Annotated in this window: 8 protein-coding genes; 6 read left to right on the top strand and 2 right to left on the bottom strand. The window is 36.2% G+C overall.

Annotated elements, in window-relative coordinates; translation table 11 throughout:
- Positions 1–158: 158 nt before the first annotated feature.
- Both JO178_RS02815 and JO178_RS02810 read right to left on the bottom strand, forming a co-directional pair.
- The gene (locus tag JO178_RS02815; protein WP_291931300.1) at positions 159–1,613 is read right to left on the bottom strand and encodes a sigma 54-interacting transcriptional regulator; all 1,455 of its coding nucleotides are present in this window, start codon (positions 1,611–1,613) and stop codon (positions 159–161) included.
- A gap of 5 nt (positions 1,614–1,618) precedes the next feature.
- Positions 1,619–2,758, bottom strand: coding sequence for a VWA domain-containing protein (locus JO178_RS02810; protein ID WP_291931298.1), 1,140 nt, complete (start codon positions 2,756–2,758; stop codon positions 1,619–1,621).
- A 1,121-nt stretch (positions 2,759–3,879) separates the two neighbouring features.
- On the opposite strand from JO178_RS02810, the gene JO178_RS02805 reads away from it, so the two are divergent.
- The 6 genes from JO178_RS02805 to JO178_RS02780 all read left to right on the top strand — a co-directional run bounded on the left by JO178_RS02805 (position 3,880) and on the right by JO178_RS02780 (position 22,556).
- On the top strand, positions 3,880–7,092 hold the full coding sequence (locus tag JO178_RS02805) for a hypothetical protein (protein WP_291931295.1): 3,213 nt from the start codon (positions 3,880–3,882) through the stop codon (positions 7,090–7,092).
- The gene (locus JO178_RS02800) at positions 7,089–8,045 is read left to right on the top strand and encodes a hypothetical protein (RefSeq protein WP_291931292.1); all 957 of its coding nucleotides are present in this window, start codon (positions 7,089–7,091) and stop codon (positions 8,043–8,045) included. Before JO178_RS02805 ends, JO178_RS02800 begins: the two co-directional genes overlap by 4 nt.
- 40 nt (positions 8,046–8,085) lie before the next feature.
- Positions 8,086–14,931: a hypothetical protein gene (locus JO178_RS02795; protein WP_291931290.1), complete on the top strand. Its 6,846-nt coding sequence runs from the start codon at positions 8,086–8,088 to the stop codon at positions 14,929–14,931.
- A 4-nt stretch (positions 14,932–14,935) separates the two neighbouring features.
- A complete protein-coding gene (locus tag JO178_RS02790; protein ID WP_291931286.1) occupies positions 14,936–19,789 on the top strand; it encodes a hypothetical protein in 4,854 nt (1,617 codons plus the stop codon).
- A 417-nt stretch (positions 19,790–20,206) separates the two neighbouring features.
- Entirely contained in the window at positions 20,207–21,919 is a 1,713-nt protein-coding gene (locus JO178_RS02785) for a HAMP domain-containing sensor histidine kinase (RefSeq protein WP_291931283.1), read from the top strand.
- On the top strand, positions 21,903–22,556 hold the full coding sequence (locus JO178_RS02780) for a response regulator transcription factor (protein WP_291931280.1): 654 nt from the start codon (positions 21,903–21,905) through the stop codon (positions 22,554–22,556). The genes JO178_RS02785 and JO178_RS02780 overlap by 17 nt, the downstream gene beginning before the upstream one ends.
- The last annotated feature ends 114 nt before the right edge of the window (positions 22,557–22,670 follow it).

Below are 22,670 nucleotides of genomic sequence, written 5' to 3'. Positions count from 1 at the left end.
AGCGGTAAACAGTCTAAATATTATAATACAAAGAAATAAAAAATGTACCATAGTCTATAGATGAGCGGATCTGTTTTTGATTTATCAAAAAACGACTGCCTCAAAAAAGAGACAATCGCTATTCTATTTTACTATTTTTTGTGTACCGACAGGTTCCTTTAGTTGCGCAGGAACTGTCCGATTCCTGCAGAATCAAAGGTAAATGCAGATTGATTTTCCGATTTATCTATTTTACTGCTAATCGTTAAGGCCCATAATACGAGTTCTTTACAGAAATTCTGATTTTCTGTACTTAATTCGGAAGCATTTTCTTCAACCAGCGTTACCAAAGGAGCTATTTTATTAAGTTTAGCATAGAATACTTCGTCCGAATCATCGTAATTAAGTTCAAGGTGATTTTTGTTGAACCATCTGATGAGGTCGGTATAAGGTGTTTTGATATCTTCTTTTTCCAGTTTGGGTATACGAGGGAAAATGCTTTCAAACTGAAGCATTACGGCTTTGTCTATCAGTATTTTTGCCACATAATCAGCCCCTTCCTGTTCTCCTTCATATACAAGTTCAATTTTTCCTGTAATAGAAGGAATAATTGACATAAAATCAAGCAGACGAATGGTTGTTTTTTCTTCACCAGATTCTATAAGACGTAATTTAGCTGCCGCAATTAAATTTTCCATAGCACTGATGGTCAGACGGGCACTTACGCCGCTTTTTGTATCTACGTACTCACTGTCACGGGCCACGAAAGCAACTTCTTCCAACAGGTTTTTTGCCAGATCGGGAATCTGTATCCTTGACTTGTCTTCAGGAGAAATTTTAGCTTCCTGTTCTGTAATCTGGCGGGCAAGAGCAATCGTTTTAGGATAATGTGTGAAAATCTGCGATCCGATTCTGTCTTTTAGGGGAGTAACGATGCTTCCTCTGTTGGTGTAATCTTCCGGATTAGCTGTGAAAATAAACTGAATGTCAAGAGGCATTCTCAGTTGAAATCCACGGATCTGAATATCTCCTTCCTGTAAAATATTGAATAAGGAGACCTGAATTCTGGCCTGTAAATCGGGAAGTTCATTAAGGACAAATATAGAACGGTTGGCACGGGGAATCATTCCGTAATGTAAAACCCTTTCATCGGAATACGGCAGTTTTAAGGTGGCAGCTTTGATGGGATCAATATCGCCAATTAAATCGGCCACATTCACGTCGGGGGTAGCCAGTTTTTCAAAAAAGCGGTCGGAACGATGTACCCATGAAATCGGGGTATCGTCTCCAAGCTCTGAAATAAGATCTTTCGCGAACTTTGAAATAGGATGAAAAGGACTGTCATTAATTTCAGATCCTTTTACAACAGGTATATATTCATCCAGGAGATCCACCATACTTCTTGCTATTCTTGTTTTTGCCTGTCCGCGCAAACCCAGCAGATTGATATGATGGCCGGCAAGAATGGCCTTTTTCAATTGGGGAATTACGGTGTCTTCGTATCCCCAGAGTCCTTCAAATACCGGCTTTTTTGCTTTAATTCTTGAAATTAAATTAGCCTGAATTTCTTCATTAATCGTTTTATCGATATAGCCTGATTTTTTTAATTCTTTGAATGTAATATCGTTTTTCATTTTCTTTATATTCTCTTTATTCTGTTTTTTTCGTAATCTTCAAAAATCATTTGCCCTAAACCTGATAATCCGGTTAGAAATGCTTTTCCTTTATTCTGTGCCGTAAAAGCTTCCACAAATTGCCGCAGATAAGGGTCCTGAGCAATCATAAAAGTAGTAATCGGAATTTTAAGTTTTCTCGCCTGTGCAGCCCTGTTGAGACATTGATTAACAATCATTTCGTCAAGCCCATAACTATTCATATATAATTCTCCGGTTGGCAATTGCATACAGCTTGGTTTTCCATCGGTAATCATGAAAATCTGTTTATTGGTATTTCTTTTCCTTCGGAGAATATCCATCGCCAGTTCCAGTCCTGCCACCGTATTGGTATGATAGGGACCTACTTTTAAGTAGGGAAGGTCTTTAATTTTAATCGGCCATGCTTCGTTCCCGAAAACGATAATATCAATGGAATCTTTAGGATATTTTCTTTTGATTAATTCTACCAGAGCCATGGCTACCTTTTTAGCAGGAGTAATCCGGTCTTCTCCATACAGAATCATGGAGTGGCTGATATCGATCATCAGCACGGTACTCATTTGCGCTTTATGTCTGGTCTCTTCTATAATAAGGTCATCTTCTGTTAAATGAAGATCGGAAATTCCATTGTTAATCTGGGCATTTTTTAAACTCTCCGTCATATTCACGGCAGACAAATCGTCTCCATATTGAAAAGAGCGGGTTTCGCCATCCCGTTCATCTCCGACCCCTGTTTTAGTGGTACGGTGATTTCCGGTGCCGCTTTTTTTAAGTTTTCCGAAAATCTGATTTAAGGCATATTCGCGCAGAGCGGATTCCAGTTTCGGAGTCAGGATATTCTTACCTTTTCCCTGTCCCGAATTGCCGTCTTCAGGAGCTTCTTCTTTGATATAGCCCCGTTTTTTCAAATCATTTTCAAAGTCTTCAAGGGTATAGTCATCATTAAAAATATCATATTCTTTATCCAGCATATCGAGCCATTCAAAGGCCTCCTCAATATCACCGGAAGTATGGGTGAGCAAATCTTTGAACACATCAAAGACCCGGTCAAAATTTGATAATTCTTCAGGAATATGTTTACTGAACGTAAAACCTTTCTGAGAATTAAGATTTTTATTTGTCATAAGATGATGAAGCAGTTTTATTATAATTGTTTCTGAATACCTGAGATAACGGGTGGAATAGGGATGGATAAAAGAACCTAAGTGTTTTTTAGCACAATAAAATTATCTGCAGGTATTTCTATTTCTATGGTTTTTTAAATGAGACAAGTTAGGAAAATATAAGATTCGGTTGGTCTGAGAAAAATAGAAAATACTAATGATGGTGATATGAAATCGAAATAAAACAATGTGATAATCACTCTGGGGGCCCATACGGAAAATATTCTTCCATGGAGAGTATCCAAAACCATTTTGACTTTACATCCATCCGGAAAAGGATTGTTTAGTATGTTGAAAATCAGATGTAAATAAAAGCAACAATATATTTGAGCAGATCATCCTGATCCATCCGGACTCTGATTCAATACCTTTGAATAGGAGAGTAGATTTTACTGATGATACATTTCAAAGTATATTGTTGCCAGGGATACTGTGATTTAATAAGCATTTCAAAGTAACAAATAAGAGGATATATGTTCTTAGCGTATAAATAACCAATTGTGGTGTTGGGTATAAATACGGAAGAGCTGGATAAAACAGGTGAAATACTTTCAGATCATAATTCCAAAAGATGATCTTTTAAAGCTATTCTTCAGAATGACAGAGGGTTGATGGAAATTTTATAATCTTAACCCTAATTAAGTGAAAATTTTTCAAAATGAAATTTAACACGTCAAGTTTTGACGTTGCACCCCTATACTTTTGCTGTAGAACAAAAAACGAATAATAACAAGGAAACCACATATAGTAGCGCTGCTATATAAAAATTAACCACTTCATGAAAATATTTCATTTTTTTAACTACAGAATATATCCATCCCATTTTGTCGCCAACACGGAATATACCGTTCCACACTAACGAATCAAGTAAGAGAATCACAAAATATATTGTATAACGTTAGAAAAATTAAATCCATTGATTGATCTTCCATACCCTACAACGCTTTCCTTGTTGTTATTCGGTTTTTTTATGAAGTGGAAAAATCAATCATATATACAATATGAGATGATTTAAGTAAAAAATATTAACAAAAGTTATGTTAAGACAAAATAAACTAATTTTAATTTAATGTTTAAAATCAATGTTAACAGATATTAAAAACGGGCCAGTTTCTCATTTTTTTACAGAGGAAAACAAAATTATTAGTGGCTTTCAAGATGCGAAATACGCTTTCGGTCCAGTACCAGATTTTCTAGATAAAAAATTTAGACTTACAAACACTTTTAGCCATGTCGAAAATTTAAAAGCATTTGCTGTAACAGATGGAACCTTGTTCATTGTTCCCCAAAAGGGATCAACTGATTTAGTAAATATATTTTTAAAGCCAGATTCTAACGGATCGGGTTTAGGAATCAAGGTTAAATATTATGTATACAGAAGTGTACTAAAAAAAAATTTATATAAAGAAAATAATTCATTTTTACAAATAGTCAAAAAAAATGATCCTCAGATAATTGATTTTTTGATCAAAATATGGAATGAATATTTAGAATATAATGAAATTAATGACTCTTCTACCGTAGTTTTAGACGCGGGTAAGTTGGGGATATCGCAAACTGAATTAGCAACGTATAAAGCTTTTTATAAAAGTAATAAATATATATTACCAAAAGTTACAATAGGAACATATATTGGTAACTTTGCTAACGAATTTGGTTTTGAGGTAGTGTTAGATGAGGGAGATTTTTCGCAAGATAAAAGTGATACCGGTTTTGAATTTGCAAATGATTTTTTTAGTGCTAAAGAATGCGTTTTAAGTGTAATCGGAGGTAATGATCCTAATGTATATTATGGTAATTTACCGAGTGTTTCTGAAAAAGTATTTAGAGAAAGTATTTACTTATTTTTAGATCCAATTGCTTATTATGGTGCACATATTACTAGTGTGGACAAAACTGAGAACAAAACTAAGAACAAAGGAAAAATAATTTCAAAAGTAAAAGAATACACTGATCCTGATGAAATATATACAAATATTAATCTTAAGTTTAAAAATAATGATTTAACGTATTTATATATAAAAAGTAAGAGAGGAAGATCATATAATTTTTATCCTAACACTAGTAATCCTATTACAAATCCAATAGAAGGTTTAGATGCTAATAAAACTTTCGCTCAAAATCAATGGCCAATACGGATTATAAAAGAAAAAAATTTATCTTTTAAATTAAATATCTTTAGTAATCGAAGCACTATGTACTGCTATCAGGGATCAGAGAAAAAACTCTATAAATCAAACGATCTGATGACAGGAACATTAACTACAGATCCGAAATTTCAGCCCTTGACTTTTGTTTTACCAATTATCAATACAACAAAGAAAATCTCATCATTTATTTACCTTTCATATAATGATGGTATAGAAGATTCTTTAAATGGAATTTTTGGTCCTGTAAATATATCTTCAATTATTGAAAGTGGTGATGGTTTAAATAAGCAAGGTTCAACAGTTAGTCATTTAAGGCCAAATGTGATTAAGAGCGGAGAAGACTGTGGCTTGTATAATATGAAGGTTGTTTTAGAAGGTTATCTAGCAAACGTTGATCCCCCCACTACACCTGTAAATCCGGATTCTGTCAATAGAACATATATTTTATTTCCACAAGAAGTAAGTAAATCATCAGCAGATTTTAACAAAGGAAATTTAAATGCCTCCTATTATACAGGAGTGAATGATTCAAAAAGTTATTGTCATACTATATATGGAGAAGGAGAAATTTGGAAAGGGAAAATATATGATGGAGAAGATTTTAATGCTCTATCATATCGAAGAAAGGATAATGATAATAATAATTTTCCATTGTATCAATTAGGAATATCACAAGCTGATTATATAAATCTTACTCAAAATATCAACAATGCCACAAATTTAGTATTTAATTTTAAGAATAAAACATTTGATCCTAATGGTTCTTTTGTAAAATATGATTTAAATATATTATTTGACGCACAGAGTGGGGTTTCTCAGGAAACAAATGAAAAAGTCGCAATTTATACAGTAGATGGCTATTTCTTTTTTACAAAAAAATATTCAAATAACTTTGAATATTTTAATGAATTTGCTAATATTGCTGTAGATTTTTTACCTGTAGACATGGATACAACTCTTAATGGTTATGAGTCCGCAGGATTTGACTATATTGGTTTTAACACGACAAATAAAGTTTACACAAATAGAAGTTTATATAAAGAATTGCTCGGAAAATATTATAATACAACTACAGGAAAGCTGGAAAATTATGATGTTGATAATCCTGGAAATTATACGTTTAAAACTGATAGAGAGTTTTTCCATAAGCTGTTGTACGAAAAATATAATTGTAAACCGACAAACTGGAGAAAAAATACTGGTGATTTTCCTTTTCATACAGATTCCTTTATTACGTTGTATCCAGGGAGTGAAACAACAATAAAGCTGAAATTTACTAAAAATAATGAGGTCACAAAACTATTTATAAAATATAACAAAAAATATATTTCTGTAAATAATCCGACCGCAACTGCAAGTATTAATGATGAATTTGAATTATTTGAAATTCCTTCATCAAATTATCAGCCTTCAATTAATGAAAGCTATACTATAAATGTAAAATCATTGCAAGTTACCGAAATCGACCAAGCCTTAGAGGTTTATGCAGTAGAAAATAATAAGACATCTCTTGCTGGAAAATGTTGGTTACGAAGTAATAGTGAAAGATATAAGCTTAAAGTTGTTTTAGTTAATTGTAAAACGAATATTAGTTCAGTAAAAGAAGGATTACCATCTGGAGAAAGAGACCTGACTAAAAAGATAGTAAAAAACTTTTTACATCAATTGTTAATTGAACCGGATTTTGTAGTGGCTGATTTGGATTTAGATATTGCAGAATTTAAACCAGGTGGAATTCATTTTAATGCCCCTACTTATGGTATAAAATCTACCCCTGAAATGTTTAAATTTTGTAAAGATAAGTTACCTGCTACATTAAGAGATGAATGTACACTCTTATTTTTTAGAGAATATGGTGGATCAATGGGATTAGCAGGAGAAGCCTATAAACTTGGGGGTGCTGATGGTGCAAGAATTTTTTTACCAGGGTTAAAAAAGAATACCATAGCTCATGAACTTTTACACTCTATAGGATTAGAACATTCATTTGATAATAATAGTGAATTTACATTTGAAATTTATAGCACAGATAATGTGATGGATTATAATGGATCAGACCCCGATTCTAAAAGAAAATTGATTTGGAAATGGCAGGATAAAAAAATAAAAGACACTAATAATAACAACAAACTTATTCCTATATGAAAAAAATAGCTTTGCTAATTTTATGCGTTTTCAGTAGCTACGCTTTGTTTTCCCAAAGTATTCATGATACAATAATTATTAATAAGATTGATAAAGAATTTTTTAAACACAAAAAAATTGTTAACGATTATATTTCTAAAAGAGATAGGGCAATGGAAGAACACAAGATTTTTAAATATAATTTTGGTTCGGTTAATATCGATGATTATATCTATAGGCCTTATTACGATTCATTAGTGTTGAAAAAACTTCCGGATTCTATACTTCTTAACACTAGTTTGTTTTCTATTAAAAATGAAGGGATACGATATAAAATGAGTAAGTATCAAGATAATGACAGTTATAAATATTATTTTTCAGGTTATAAAGAAAATAAAAATATAGTCAATTTTGCCTGGAATACAAAATCATTTTGTAAAGAAAATATTTTACAAAAAGAATCTATCTGTCGTACTTACAACGGTGATACTAAGTCTCCTTTATATTCTTATACTAAATATGAACAATCTATTGGAAATAGATTATATATTCCAATCTATAGCAAAAATATTGATGAAAATAAGGTTTCTACAGAACGATTTTACAAAAAAGATTTTCCTTTATCTGAAGCTGAAGTTTTAAATATTCTTTCTCAAAAAATTAAAACTCAATCTGTACTTCTAATGAAAAATAAACCGTTCATCAGATTTAAAACTGTTTTAGATAATAAAGGAAATGTCCTTGAAGCTACACCTATTTATGGTAATACTTCTTTCAATCAGGAAGATGCAAATCTAGCAAGCGAAATATTTATAAAAATACTTAAAACAAAAAAAAATAAAGTAGATATTAAAAAAATATATGTTAATGAATCTACTCCGTTATATCAAATTGTATTTAACTCCTATTCATTAAGTGTTGATCCCAGTACGGGAAATATCTTAAAAATGGACTTTATAATACAAAATGAATAACTTTTTTAAAGAAATTATTACAATGTAAAATAATTTTAACATGCCAAACACACCAATATTACAATATTACCCTAAATTATCTAACTTAATTACATTAGACAACATTCCTTCTTCACTTGATTTTGTAAAAAGCATTAGTCAAGGAATGTTTTCAAAGATATATTATAAAAATTATCAGTCGAGTGTAAGTCCACTAGGAGACAGTGCATTTTACAGTCTTGATATAGTTGCGAAAGACAAAATTGATTTTGATCTTGTTTATGGATTAAAATTTGTTCTTAACAGAGATTCTCAAAATAACTCGATTTCATCTTTTCCAGTAACTGTACAATATAACTGGCCTATTTTAGGATATGTATCGCAATTTGATTTAGATAGTTTTTCATTTTTACCGGAAGATATTTTTAAAGTTATTCTGGTTAGTCTTAATTTAACAGAGACTAAAGTTATTAATGAGATTATTAATGTATTTGTTAATTCTACGGGAGATCCCATTAAAAAATTTGTTGATGATTTGAATGCTGAGTTGGGAGGCTCAATGACAGCTCCAATTCCTTATCCAACTTCAGATGACAGGATTAAAGAACTTACGGATTCTATCAACAATATGTATGGAAAAGGAGCAGCACTTGCTGCATTTACAACATATATAGTAGATAATCTGAACATTTCAAATACTAAAAATAATTTAAAATTATTTTTCAGGAATATTTTACCTCAAGATCTTGATGATTATATCCTGAATATTATTAAACCGAGAGCAAAAATTACATTAGAAACTTCTGCATCAATTGAATTTCCAAGGAATATTTTAAAACCTTGGATTATAAGTGGCGGAGAATTAATGCCTCATCCTGATCCTAATTCGAAGACATCCTTTGATTTTGCCAAAGCAATTTTATATGCTGATACAGTAGAAGGAATAGGTTATAATTTAGATATCGCAGGGTCTTTAGGGCCAAGCAACTATTCAGAAATTGGAAATACGGGATTACTACTTCAGTTAGACAGATTGAAATTAGATCTAAGTAAAACTAAAAATATACCGGAGGCAGATGCTTATGGCTATTCTCCAGATTTCACAGGGGTATATGCAAGAGCTGTGTCAGTTACTTTTCCTCCAAAATGGTTCCGTAATGAAAATAACCCTCCTTCTGCGTCAAGCACTACATTACGATTAGGTGGATATGACTTATTAATAGGTACTGGAGGTGTATCAGGAACATTTATGCTGGAATCAGTGCCAGTAGCAGGACAAGGAGGTAGTTTTGAATATTATAATGATAAATTTTCGTTTAATTATCCTGTAATATTATTTAAGAAAAATTCGACTACAAATGAAGTAATTGAAGCTAAAGCAAATAATTATCAGGAGCTTAAAACTATTTTGCAGGGACTTAAAGCAACGTCAGATGCTCCGTTTTCATTTAAATTCCCACTATCACTAGTCCCTAATGGACAGGTAACTCCGCGTATTTTTAATAATGCTCAAACTTATCAAACTTATCTATCAGGGCTTAATAGCAGTAATACCATGCTTTGGAAAAAACTTGGAGGACAGGATGGTTTTCAGGTAGGTTTCAAATCTTTTGATATTACTTTAAAGCAGAATGCGGTGGTTTCTTCCAATATTGAAGGCCAGTTGCTTATTCCAAAATTTACGGACGGAAATAATAATCCGGCTAATATTAACGTAAAAGGACATATTGAAGCCAATGGAGATTTCCGTTTAGCTGCAGCAGCAGTACCGCCGTTTGATCCTACGATCACACTGCCGGGAGTCTTTAAACTGCATTTGAAATCTGTAGAGCTAGGGAAAGAGAATGATAAGTTTTTCATTGGTGCTTCTGCGGATATCGAGTTTATTGATACTTTACTTGGAGGCGCATTAAAAGGGCAGACCCTGAGTATCTCCGCACTGAGAATCTATAGTGACGGACGTATCGACTTCAGAGTAAACGGAGGAAATATGACCCTTCCGAAACCGATTAAAATTCCGATCGGGCCTACAGAGGTTTCCGTAACGGCTATTCACTTCGGTTCTCACGAAAGAATGAAAGGGGATGTACTTCGTAAATATAATTACTTCGGTTTCGACGGCGGAGTCAGTATCGGGGTGGCAGGAATTGATGCCCGCGGAGACGGAATCAAGTTTTACTATACCATTGATGATGATGAGCCTAACGGTAAAAAACATGACTCATACTTCCATATCCAGACGGTGTATGTTGACATGATCATTCCGGCGAACTCGAGTGATCCTTCCGTTTCGATCAAAGGATGGCTGTCTATTCCGGAGCCGGGTGAATTCCAGGAATATAAAGGAGGCGTAAGCCTTAAAGTTAAAAACCCTAGAATTACGGGTGGGGTCGACATGCGTTTGGCACCTAAATATCCTGCATTCCTGATTGATGCCAATATTGAACTTCCGAATCCTATTGCATTAGGCCCGGTATCGATTTACGGATTCCGAGGATTATTAGGATACCGCTATGTCGCTGAAAAAGAAGCGATCGGGATGACCTCTCAAAATACATGGTATCAGTATTATACAGCGCCAAAACGAGGAGTAGGGGTTGATAAGTTCAGCCGTCCGGACAAAACGGAGAAATATAATTTCCCGTTCTCACTAGGGGTAGGTGCTTTACTTGGAGATACGATGGCCAACGGAAATATCATCTCTGCCAATGCCATGTTATTGCTATCTCTTCCGTCCATGGTGATGGTAGATGCAAGAATGAAGATTCTTTCAAGCAGAGTGACGTATCAGGATGATCCACCATTCTTTGCCTTCTTTATTTTTGGAGATAACTCTCTGGAATTCGGATTTGGAGCCGATTATAAATTCCCGGAAAAATCAGGGGATATCATCAAGATCTATGCTGAAATTCAGGCCGGTTTCTTCTTTAATAATCCATCCGCATGGTATATTAATTTCGGAACCAAACAGGTCCCTATTTCTGCCAAACTCTTAAAAGATCTGTTTACCCTGAAAGCCTTCCTGATGATTTCCGGAAAAGGAATTGAAGCCGGAGCCAGAGGAGAGTTCAGATTTGACAGAACATTCGGACCGGTGAAGATCTTTGTACTGGCTTATCTTGAGCTCGGAGGAAAAATCAGCTTCCAGAAACCTCAGATGGGTGCTTATTTTGAAGCCGGACTGACGATCGATATTGATGTTAAGATCATTAGAATCTATGCTTCCGTCACCATTCTTCTTGCCGTGGAATCTCCGAAACCGTTCTTAATCTATGGAGCGTTTAGTGTCGCATTTAAATTAAAAATCCTGTTCTTTAAGATCAGTTTCAGCGTTAAAGTGGAGCTTAAATGGGAGTTCAACAAAATTGTAGAGCGAGATCCTGTGAATCCGATGACTCAGATTGAAGGCCAGGAAAAGAGCCTGGTGAAAGGGGTCAGTATGTTAACCAATGAAACATTTGATCTGGAGTCTGTAAGTCCTGATAATTATCCGAATGTGGATACGATCAAAAAAGTAGTTCCACTGGATACTTATATTGATATCAAAACAACAAAAGGATTGCTGCCGACAGTTGAGAGTAGCAAAGTTATCGGTGGGTTTACCAACCCTGCAAGTAATTCTGCTGACCTTATTCCGCCTGATAAAATTATGAAAGGACTGGAAATGAGACAGGTAAAACACCAGTATACGCTGGAAAGCTTTGAGGTTAAGGCTTATGTAAATGGCAGCTGGGTAAAATATGATCCGTTTAAAGCCATGGATCCTACCAATGCTTATCTGGCGAATGCGAAAGCCGGTCAGTGGCAGAAGAAAGACAATCAGTACAATGCAATCCGTCTATTAGGGACAACGCCGTTCTCCTATACGGAACAGGGGAACCCGGGATGGTTTACTCCTGAGCAATACGGTGTCTTGGCTACTACTTTATTCTGTCACGGACAGGAAATTGAAAATTCCGTTTCAGACTTTTTAAATAAGCCGTTGAATACGCTTTATTATGCTTCTACAAACAGTTTCTTCCAGAGCAAAAAAGCATCTTACCAGATTTCGGGAGATGTACAGTATACAGTGGGTCCAAACGGAACTCCTATCATGCAGGGTGATTCAGGTAAAGTTTCGGATGCTGCCAATATCTTCGGATTTGATAAATCACTGGAATTTAAGAATAAATCGCATCTTACCATTATGCTGCCTGCACGGGCAAGAAAACTGAAACTGAAACTCAGTACGTATAGTACGGGATTAACCATTCAGTACTACAGTCCGATTATTGACGATACGCAGTCCTTTGTTCAATATGAGATGGAACAGGAGTATTATCCAAGAGATGTTTTTAATGGCGAATTAGATGTTTCTGAATATTTTACGAAAAAAGGAATTACAAAAATTGTTATTATTCCTGATGTGACAGATACCGTTCAGATCAATCTGATTTTAGAACAGATGGCCGTATTGATGCAGCAGGGTTACCAGCAGGCTTTAGCCCACGGAGGAGTGGTAGGTACAGTGCAGCCAAGTGATATTCAGCTCTACAGAAAGCTGGAGGGTCAGCTGAACGAATTGCAATCTGTAGGTTGTGAAGGGCTGAGACAGGAGAAAGAAGAAATGATGTGCAGGTATTATCAGGATATTGTACAGCATTATAATCTTAATTTCTTTGTTGGCTTCAATAGAAGGGGAGGAACACCAAATGGTATTACGTATGCAGTATTTATTAGCAATATGGTGACTTCCCGAGTTTATCACGATATGTTGGAAATGCTTGCAGGAATCGGAGTTCAGTCTCCGCTGTTTGAGGTTTATCTGCATCAGTACGCAAGATTGTTAGAAGATCTTACAGAATTTGTGGAAGCCCAGCCGGTAAGCTATGATGGAATCATCTCCCGTTTTGAATTGGTGAAAGCCAAATTCAGACAGATTGAAAGATTAGCTCTTGAATTAAATCTTTGTACGGACTCTACTTTATGTAATTTAAGTGCAGAGCTTGCTCTGAAAGATTTCGGACAGTTTAATGACAGACAGGGAATCAGCAGATCTCCGTTGATGGAAGCATTTAATGCATTTCTATCTACCCATCCGCAGTATTCATACTTAACGAAGATTCTGTCAAGACAGATCAATACAATCAATACGGTTGTAATGCTTGGGCAGTCTTTCTATATGATGAATGCAGGAGCATTTAATACCGCATGTCAGGATATTATTGATATTCTGAAAGATCTGGGCAACTGTTCATCCAAGAAAAAGTGCTTCACTTTGTTCCATGAAGTTCAATGGTTATCTGTAGAAGATCATTTTTATAATGTGAACATTCCTAGCCAGCAGGCTATTCAGGAGGAAACAGCGGCCGCAGTCAATGCAGTGACAAGATTTGTTCAGCCGATCTGGAGACCGGATACCGCATATTATATTAAGTTTGTCTTAAAAGATACTGTAGATGACGGAATAACCCAGAAACCTTACCCTTATGCTTATGCTTTCCGTACAGCAGGACCTTTAGGATTCTTCCATTTAGATAAAAACTCTACGTATGGAGATATTGAAATCAAAAATCCTGACGGCTCAATATATAAGCTTGAAGATACTACCGGAGAAATTTATGATGCGAACGGAAACCATGTGAAGTCACAAACTCCGCATCCTGACCAGTATCCTCATACTTCACTGAGAGCATATATCGATTATCAGCGTTCTTATCCGAATGCGGACGGTAATATTGTGAATGCCAAGCCATTGTTCTATAATGATTTAACAACGAAGATTTCACTATATTTCACCTCCACTTATGTCTCCAAATTATTAAGCGGATGGGAGAGTTTTGTATCTGAAGGTAAAACTTTTGCACCTCTGGGAGGCACCATGAAGGTGATTATCAAAGACCCTGTAGAAGATACTGCGGTGAATAATCCGCCGACACTGGATCCTACCGAACAGGAAATTGTGCAGTCGGCAGTAGATATTCCCCAGACTTTTGAAACCTGGGCTGTAGATGATAATCCGGCGATTCCTACTATACTGGATCAGTATTTCAATATGCTGAACAACGGTCAGACCTGTGTAGGAAACTTAACGCTTCAGAAACCAAAATCAATATACCGTGTGGTACAACCTAAAAAATTAAAACCTCAGAAGCTTTATACAGCGCAGGTTCTTAACTTCTATTGGGGAACAGATACGGTGAGTAGGGAAAGTATTGATGAAAATATGAAGAGGAAGTATGCTAAAGAAGTCCACAAATTTGTGTTCCAGACTTCCCGTTATGAAAACTTTAAAACTCAGGTTGAAAGCTGCTTTATTTCCTACCAGGATGCCAACGGAAACAACCTGAAAAAACAGGCGGTTTATACAATTGAAAAATCCGTAGCAGCAGATAAACTGACTGCGGCATGGGATATTATCAATACAGAACTTGGAAAAGAAAGTCAGAATGCTATAAGTAAAGCGATTGCCAATCAGTATCAGCATCCGTTTGACAGAGTGGTTCAGGGATTATTCGGAATCAGTCCTCAGGAAGATGCTCCTACAACGGAATTCAATAAAATTGTTGATCCGAACACTGGAAAAGTACTGGCATTATTGATCCGAAATCCGGAACCATTCAACCATCCTAAAATTCCTTTGGCGGATATGACAAGGAAAGTTACCCTTAATCCGGACGGAACCGTTAAAAAAGTAGACAGCCCGGGAATGGTGGAAGTAATAACCTATAATTCAGCAGGCGTGTTGAGTGAAAACGCTAATTATAATGCGATTTATTCTAAGGATTATTCACAGATCCTGATTATGAATAAAGACAAATCCATTACAGAAAGTGTGATGAACTTCTTATTCACGTATAAAATCTGGGACGGAACCAATTATATTAAGTCCAGCGCAGTTGAAGTTAAAAATATTAAAATAAACTAATACAATGTCTTTCAATACAAATACTATAAAAAATGCGGCAGCAGCCTCATTATCAACAAATAATATCTTTTTGCAGTCAGATTGTTTATATATTCAGGCTGCCGGATCAAGAGGAGAGGAGAGTACTGTAGGAATCCATTTAAGATGGATGCTAAAGGGGCCTGCAGCAGAACATTTACCCAAAGGAGGAGCCTATCAAGGCTCTCCTAAGGGGTTCAACAGGCAGGATGACTTTGTAAGAATATCAAGAATCCGTTATGAGCCTTCAATTACCTCGCTTTATTTAACGAGTTCACCTACAACAGTCATTGATTCTGAAGCGCTATGGTTGTATTCAAGCGGAAAGCGTGACGGCAAAATGTTCTATGTTTATTTTAGAAATACAAGTAAATATAATGAGGTAAGAGCCGGTATTAATCCGTTTTCAGATCCAAGCGGTTTTTTAGATAAGTACGGAAGTAATCTTATCGAAGTGGAATCGAAGGATTCTTTATTCTTCGCATTACAGCTTACTCCTGCAACTGCTCTAGGAAGTGCCAAAACAGAAGTGCTTTCTGTGGAAACCAATAAGCAGAACCTTCCCAAGAACGTAACGTTCCGAAGAGATATTTCAGATTTCACAAGAAAAATATTTGCTGAAAATGGAAGAAGTGTTCGTTTTGTACCTTCAGGAACCATTATTTCCAGAATTGATTTTGAATTCTATGAAGATGCTTACAACAGGGAAGGCTGGGAAGAACTGGGTAAATTTGCCCTTACCACGGAGGATGATGAAGCGCTTTACAGATTGGAACCGGATGCGGAAAACCATCCTGTACATGCGACCTGGCCGAGATATAACGATGGTGAATTTGTCAATATCGAAAATTATGTTTCAAAATGGTATGACGATAAAAAAGATGCTGAAAACAGCATCAAGGATTCAGTGTATAAGTATCTGAAACTGAGTGATAATTATGACAATCCTTTAGCGTTGGATCACTACTATCCTGAAGATGATACCACTAAGGAGCCTCTGGAGATTTCTCATTTCTCAATTTTACAAATGGCGGCTCTGGACTTCCACGTAGCCAGAATGCTGGGACTCGGGCATATGGATATGACAGACGAAGCATTTAGCGGAGAGCAATTTATGTATGCGGCTTATTATGTGACAGAAGCAGATTTAGGAAACGGACAGGGACCTTTCGAAGCCATTCACGTGGCTCTTACGTTACCGACCTCAATGACGGATCAGCGTCTTTGTTTACCGGTACGGTTAAAGCAGCCTGTTCCGGGTATCCTTTCAGCAGACCCTACAGCCGGTGTTACCATGAGCAGCCTTACGGATGCCAACGGGTATACCTATGACGGGACGGCAAGATTTTTAAGTTTACTGACAGAAGAGCAGACTCCGGATGAACCGGCAAACAGTCCTTTCTATTATTCTAGCCAGCAGTTTGATATGTCCACATTTACCTATCCGGTACAGGTGGGAATTGAATATAAATCCAGTGATGAAGCTAAATGGAGACTTCCTGAGCTGCCTCATAACCCCAATTATTCGAATGTCGACGGCAGCGGATATAAAGCGCATTTTGAAACCGTAGCTATCGGACTTCCTGATTACGGAAACCCGGCATACGTTCATAAAGAAAAGAGATCCGGGAAACGTAAATTCGGTTCTTACGGAGTCAACTGGTTTTCAAGAGCCCAGTCTGCGTCGATTGTATTTGAGGTGGAGTCTACTATTAAGCCATCCAATGTTTTATTACCGGCTTCAAGTGTCAATGCCTTTTTAATTCAGGAAGAAAGTCCTTTATTACTGACTTCCGATAATGAGCAGCAATTATATAAATTGAATACGGCCAGTGATAAAACTTTGGTGAGACTTACCATGGAATACGATGCTGCACAGGATATGATTACCTATCAGAAAGCGATTAACGGAGAACAAATTACCGACTTCAATCCTCTTCCTGATGCTGAAGAAGTATTCGCAGATCATATTGAAGTATTCTTCCGTCCGGAAATTCCAAACAGGGTTTTCGGAGCAATTGATACGATAACGGATCTTACAGGTAATCCGCTGGTTTCTGTTATTAAAACGAAAGGCTTTGTGCTCAGCAGCACAGGAACTGCCGCCCAGGGAACTCTTCAGACGCTGAAGCCAACTATCGCTACAGCAGCATTCCCGAATTATATCGGTGGAATATTTACCGTAGGAACTGATGATTATATTATCCATAATATTTTACCGGGAACCAACCCTGATTTTCCGATTTTCCATGTCCTGAAAAAACAGGTCGGAAATGCCTTCGGTCAGAATGCAAATATTCCTTTCGATCCGGCCAACTTTACCGTACCTCATGCAAATGATGCATTTATGGTGGTAGAAAATATGCAAAACCCTTCCACATGGGGAACTGTAAACCCGCATCCGCTGAAAATTCAGATCGGAGACGGATGGCCGATTCATACCGAAGAGAAAACAATTAAATCCGGCCAGGATCCTGATGTTACGATGAATACCTATTTCAGAAAATTCAGGGGAATTAAAAAAACGGCAGTCGTTAAACGATTTATTGAATATGCTCCCAACCCGGATCCTAATGGCCCGGCTCAGGTGCCTCTTCCTTTCACGGGAATGTATGAGATTGATTTTCCGGGTTTCACCCTGAATAATCACCCTCAGTATTCAACCGATCCCCAAAAAGATATTGTACAATGGTACAGAGGAAGCGTACGTATTGAGAAATCCAATGCTAATGCTCCGTTTGAAGAAAAATCAACACTGAAAGTAGTTCGTATTGAAAATATTAATAGCGGAGACCTGAAATTATTTGCGCTGGATGAATCCTTTGCAACGGACCCTCTTCAGCCTGATGAAACGATCATGCCTAGCAGAACGGTAGAGGTGAATTTCTACCCTGGATACAGAGCTTACCTTCATTATAACGGCCCATGCCGTCTGAGAAACGAGGATATCCTTCCTCAGAATGATGACCTGGAAAAGTATACTATTTTCGGAACACGTACCGTAGATCTTACGTACCCGGATTATAAATCAAGGATTTCCACTCCGACAATGATGTTCGGAAGAAAAATCGTGGCACCTAAAACTCCGGAACCACCTTCAGGCTCATCTCTGTATGCTACAAGACCGGATTCCTTCGGGCGTTCCTCTTATGCTTTCACAACAGAATATAAACATAAGCCGTTCAGTGTGATGTTCCTTCGTTCTAATGATGACATTTTATTAAGCTCATTATATAAGCACACAAAAGATTATAATGCAGCTCCTGAAAAGGATTCGGTAGAATATATCCGTGAGAGAATCAATGACGAGTATTTCAATAACAGACTCTCGGATCTGGCCAATGCCATTTTTAACGGGTCTACTTTTAAAGAATATAACGGATATGCACTTCCGATTCCAAACAGTGAAGACTTATTGAAGTGGATTAATCTCTTTATTCAAGATCATAACCAGCATTATACTCCTGCGATTCCGCAAAAGACATATAATGATATCCAGGATTTATCAACGGTGATTATTCCTAAGGATCCTAACGGTAAATTCGGGGAGCTGAAATTCGGAGATTTTGTGAAACAGACGATTCAGAATACCTATGTTCCGTTAACGGAAATTCCGGTTCTGTATCAGTATATCAAAGGAAATGATTATCAGCCGATTCCTAAAGCACAGGTGATCAGAGCCAAAAACGGAACATTGCTGACACCGGGTAATGATATCAACGGAGAATTTGATATGGCCCCGATGATGAAGATTGTGAGTACAGCCCCTCATAAAACGTTATTTGTAGATTATACCTTAGACGGAGCTTCTACCAGTACGTATTTCTATGCAGCCAGAGAAACCAATGTACAGATGGTACAAAGTGAAATGAGTACCGCGATCGGACCGGTGAAAATGGTGAACTCTTTCCCGCTTAAAACCCCTGAGATTAAGAGCGTGATTCCGGTTTTAGAAGATAAAGCTGCGGATGTCAAGCCTCAGATGAAAGTGACAATCAATGCTTATAATAAAGTATACAACGTTAAAAAAGCCAAATTGTACCGTGCCCTTACCATGCAGGATGCTGTTTCAGTAAGAACCATGGAACTGGTTCATGAGCTTGTCCTTGAAAAAGAAGGCGTATCGGATGATAACAGCTGGACTCTGACTGATCCATTCCACGATCTGGTACAGGTTCCGTTTACAGATCCATTGTATTATCGTGTAACGGTAGAAGCAGAAGTTGAATATTCTGAAGCGAAGTATGCTGCCAATCAGCCGGAAGTGGTTGTAAAAGAATTTGCACCATCCGAAGCATCAAAGATTATGATCACTACTATGGTAGAAAATGTATTGCCACAGGCTCCGGAATTGAAATTCGAATCCAATCCGATTACCGGAAATGTAGTTACCTCAGGACTTCTGGAATGGAAAGAACAATGCTATAAAGGAAAGTATCACCTGTATCAGATGACTAATCAGGGGAACTGGAAAGAAGTGGCCAGAATGAATATTCTTCCGAACAATACTTCTAAAGTACAGCTGTATCTGTTTGAAAATGATCCTCAGACCAATACAGATACCTGGATGCCGAAAGAAATCTTTGATATAACTGATAAGACAATCTTTTTAAGACTGCAAAAATTAGGACTGGACCCTCTCACTGTAAAAGATGCAGATGGAAATCCTATTTATTATCATTTCAAAGTTGTTACCGAGAATACAGCCGGAATGTTCAGTAAGGAAGACAAGGTTCTTACCATGTACAGTCCGGATTCTTCAACAACGATCGGAGGAATTTCTTTTGATGGTACGCAGGGAATGATCGTAGAGCAGACGTTTATTGTAAACCCTAATTAAGATCCTTACAATACAATAATCGTAGTGGAATAAAAACCACCGATCACAATACTTTTTAATTATATACACTAAACCCCTTCCAGAGTCGCTTTGGAAGGGGTTTTTTATACATTTTTTATTCTTTTAAATAATGTCTGTAAGACTTCATTTTTTGTATCTTATTTAAAATTGAGATTTATGTTAACAAAATCTTAATTTTTTGCATGGATTTTGATGAAAAGAAAAATGAAATTCTTCGTTTTTTATCTGATATTCACTATTATAACAAGACAAAAATTACTTTAACTTTGTAAATTAAATGATATACGGCGATTGCCCGATTTTGTAAGGTCATTTTTAATAATTAAAAATAAGATTTGAACAGTTTGCGTAATTACCAATTAATTTATCTGATCGATACCTATGAAATATAAATTCTTGAATTTTAAGTTGAGGAAGGTTGTTCACTACTCGTTAATCCTGTGTATTTTATTGATACAGGTGATTATTGCCACCTTTTTTTATACTGAATCTGTCAATGAAAAAAAACTGAAATTTATTAAGACCCAACTGGAAGAAAGCAGAGCATTAGGCGGGCTGACTGATAATTCGAGGAAAGATTTTATGGACGCACAGAATCATCTTCAGAAATATATGATCAGTCAGGATAATAAAGATCTGCAGGCTTATTTCCAGTCATTAAGAAAGCTTAAGCTGAATTTTGACAAAATAGGAGAGTATGAAAAAACCAGTCCCAGGCTGAAAAATACTCTGGCAATGCATAAAAAAGATACTTTGAAAGCCCACCAGCTAAAAACGTTGATCGATTCTGTATATCAGACCTCCCTGAATCCACCGGGAAAAATTGAAGATAAAAAATATGAACCGGAAAAGTATAAAAATGACTTTGAGGATTTCAATATACAGACCCGTACTTATGCCGATACCATCAAAAAGAAAGGCTTTATGGGACGTTTAAAAGATGCTATAACGGGTAAAGTGAATGTACAGAAGGAAAGTACAGTAGTTACTTTAACGAATAGCAAGACAATAGACCTTTCTCAGGTAAAATCAAAAATGACCAATACGATGAAGTCTATAGATCAGCACTATGCGGCAGAAGTAAAAAAGGTACAGCTGTATGCAGCCAAGAATCAGAAGGAGAATCTGCAGTTTTACAGTAATTTCAACAAGTTGCTGGTATACAGTAATGGCCTTATAGAAGTCTATGAAAATGCAATTAAAGATTTTAAATCAGAACTCGAAAAAGAGTATAATGATCAGAATTCAAATAATAATAAAATAAGAAATTATCTCGTACTGGGATTGATGGTTCTCATGTTCATTGTATCGATCCTGATCATGTATTTTACCAGGGTTGCCTTTATATATGAGCGAAAACTTAATGCAGCCCATGAGGAAATTAAAAATAATCTTAATTTCAAAAACAGAATTCTGGGAATGCTGAGCCATGATTTAAGGTCGCCGCTGAAAATTATTAATATTTTTATTGATAAGATCCACAGAACAACAAAGGATGATACGATAAAAGATTATTTACAGTCTATAAAATTTACCAATAGTACGCTGCTTTTGCAATCCAACCAGATTCTGGAATATACAAAAAATCAGGAAGCAGATAAAAAGCTGGTGAACAGCGTGTTTAACCTTAAAGATGAGCTTAACGCTATTGCTAAGGTAATTACTCCTTATATAGAGACCAGAAATAATAAGTTTGTTGTCACAGATATGATTCCGGAAAATGTGGTGGTATACTCAGACAATATAAAGATCAATCAGGTATTTATGAACATTCTGGGAAATGCCAATAAATTTACAGAAAACGGACAGATCGATCTTACCATGATCACCGAACCGATTGATAAAAACAGAATTTCCCTTACTACAACAGTAGCCGATACCGGAGTGGGAATATCAGAATCTGATGTGAAGAAAATTTTTGAACCTTACTATCAGGGAGTTGTTTCAGATGAGATTGATAATCTTGGCGCGGGATTGGGATTAAGCTTATGTAAGGAAATTGTAGAGCTTTTTGATGGCGAAATATCCGCTACCAGTAAGCTCTATAAAGGGACAAAAATAACATTCAGGATCAATTTAAATCTTAATAACGATGGAAATACCAATTGAAAATAAAGAAATTACATTCCTTTTGGCAGATGATCACAGTATTGTAAGACAGGGAATGGAGATTATCATCACTGATATTGTTCCCAATGCAAAGGTTTTTCACACATCCTCTTTGCAGCAGGCTGTAGAATTGGTAGGCTCAAAGGGAATAGAAATGGCTATAATAGACGCTCATTTTCCGGATGGCAATAGCCTGCACATCCTGTCACAGATAAAAAGTATCAATCCTGATCTTAAAATCCTGATTTTTACAGGGCTTGAAGAGGATGTACATGCGCTTAAATTTTTTAAAGCCGGAGCTAACGGATATCTGAGCAAATTAAGCGAAGAAGATGAAGTAAGAGAAGCTATTTCACATTTTATACAAAAAGGAGAGTATTTTTCATCCGTATCCAGGGATCTGCTGGTACAGCTGGTTTCTAATCCGGATATGATTAATCCGCTGAGCCGTTTAACCAAAAGAGAACTGGAGATTGCAGAATTATATGCAGCAGGATATGGGAATCTGGAAATTTCAAATCAGCTGAATATCAAACAGAATACAGTAAGTACCATTAAGAAAAACCTTTTTGATAAATTAAAAATAGAGAACCTGGTAGAGCTGATAGACCTGATCAAAACGCATCATAAAAGTTAAAATCCAAAAGATTTTATGGGTTTATCGATAAATATCGATGCTTCTTTAGACGTGTATCGATGGGGAATAGGATGGAAATTATACCATAATGTCGTTACTTTGCAGTAGAAAATT

It is taken from the genome of Chryseobacterium sp. (assembly GCF_019236175.1).
Lineage (GTDB): Bacteria > Bacteroidota > Bacteroidia > Flavobacteriales > Weeksellaceae > Chryseobacterium.
The sequence above is the reverse complement of the archived record's forward strand: the minus strand, read 5'-3'. Positions and strand labels throughout refer to the sequence as shown.

Bases quoted from the DNA above. Each gene is read 5' to 3' on its own strand.
- JO178_RS02795 (WP_291931290.1), top strand. From the start codon at position 8,086: ATGCCAAACACACCAATATTACAATATTACCCTAAATTATCTAACTTA.
- JO178_RS02780 (WP_291931280.1), top strand. From the start codon at position 21,903: ATGGAAATACCAATTGAAAATAAAGAAATTACATTCCTTTTGGCAGAT.
- JO178_RS02815 (WP_291931300.1), bottom strand. From the start codon at position 1,613: ATGAAAAACGATATTACATTCAAAGAATTAAAAAAATCAGGCTATATC.
- JO178_RS02790 (WP_291931286.1), top strand. From the start codon at position 14,936: ATGTCTTTCAATACAAATACTATAAAAAATGCGGCAGCAGCCTCATTA.
- JO178_RS02810 (WP_291931298.1), bottom strand. From the start codon at position 2,758: ATGACAAATAAAAATCTTAATTCTCAGAAAGGTTTTACGTTCAGTAAA.
- JO178_RS02800 (WP_291931292.1), top strand. From the start codon at position 7,089: ATGAAAAAAATAGCTTTGCTAATTTTATGCGTTTTCAGTAGCTACGCT.
- JO178_RS02805 (WP_291931295.1), top strand. From the start codon at position 3,880: ATGTTAACAGATATTAAAAACGGGCCAGTTTCTCATTTTTTTACAGAG.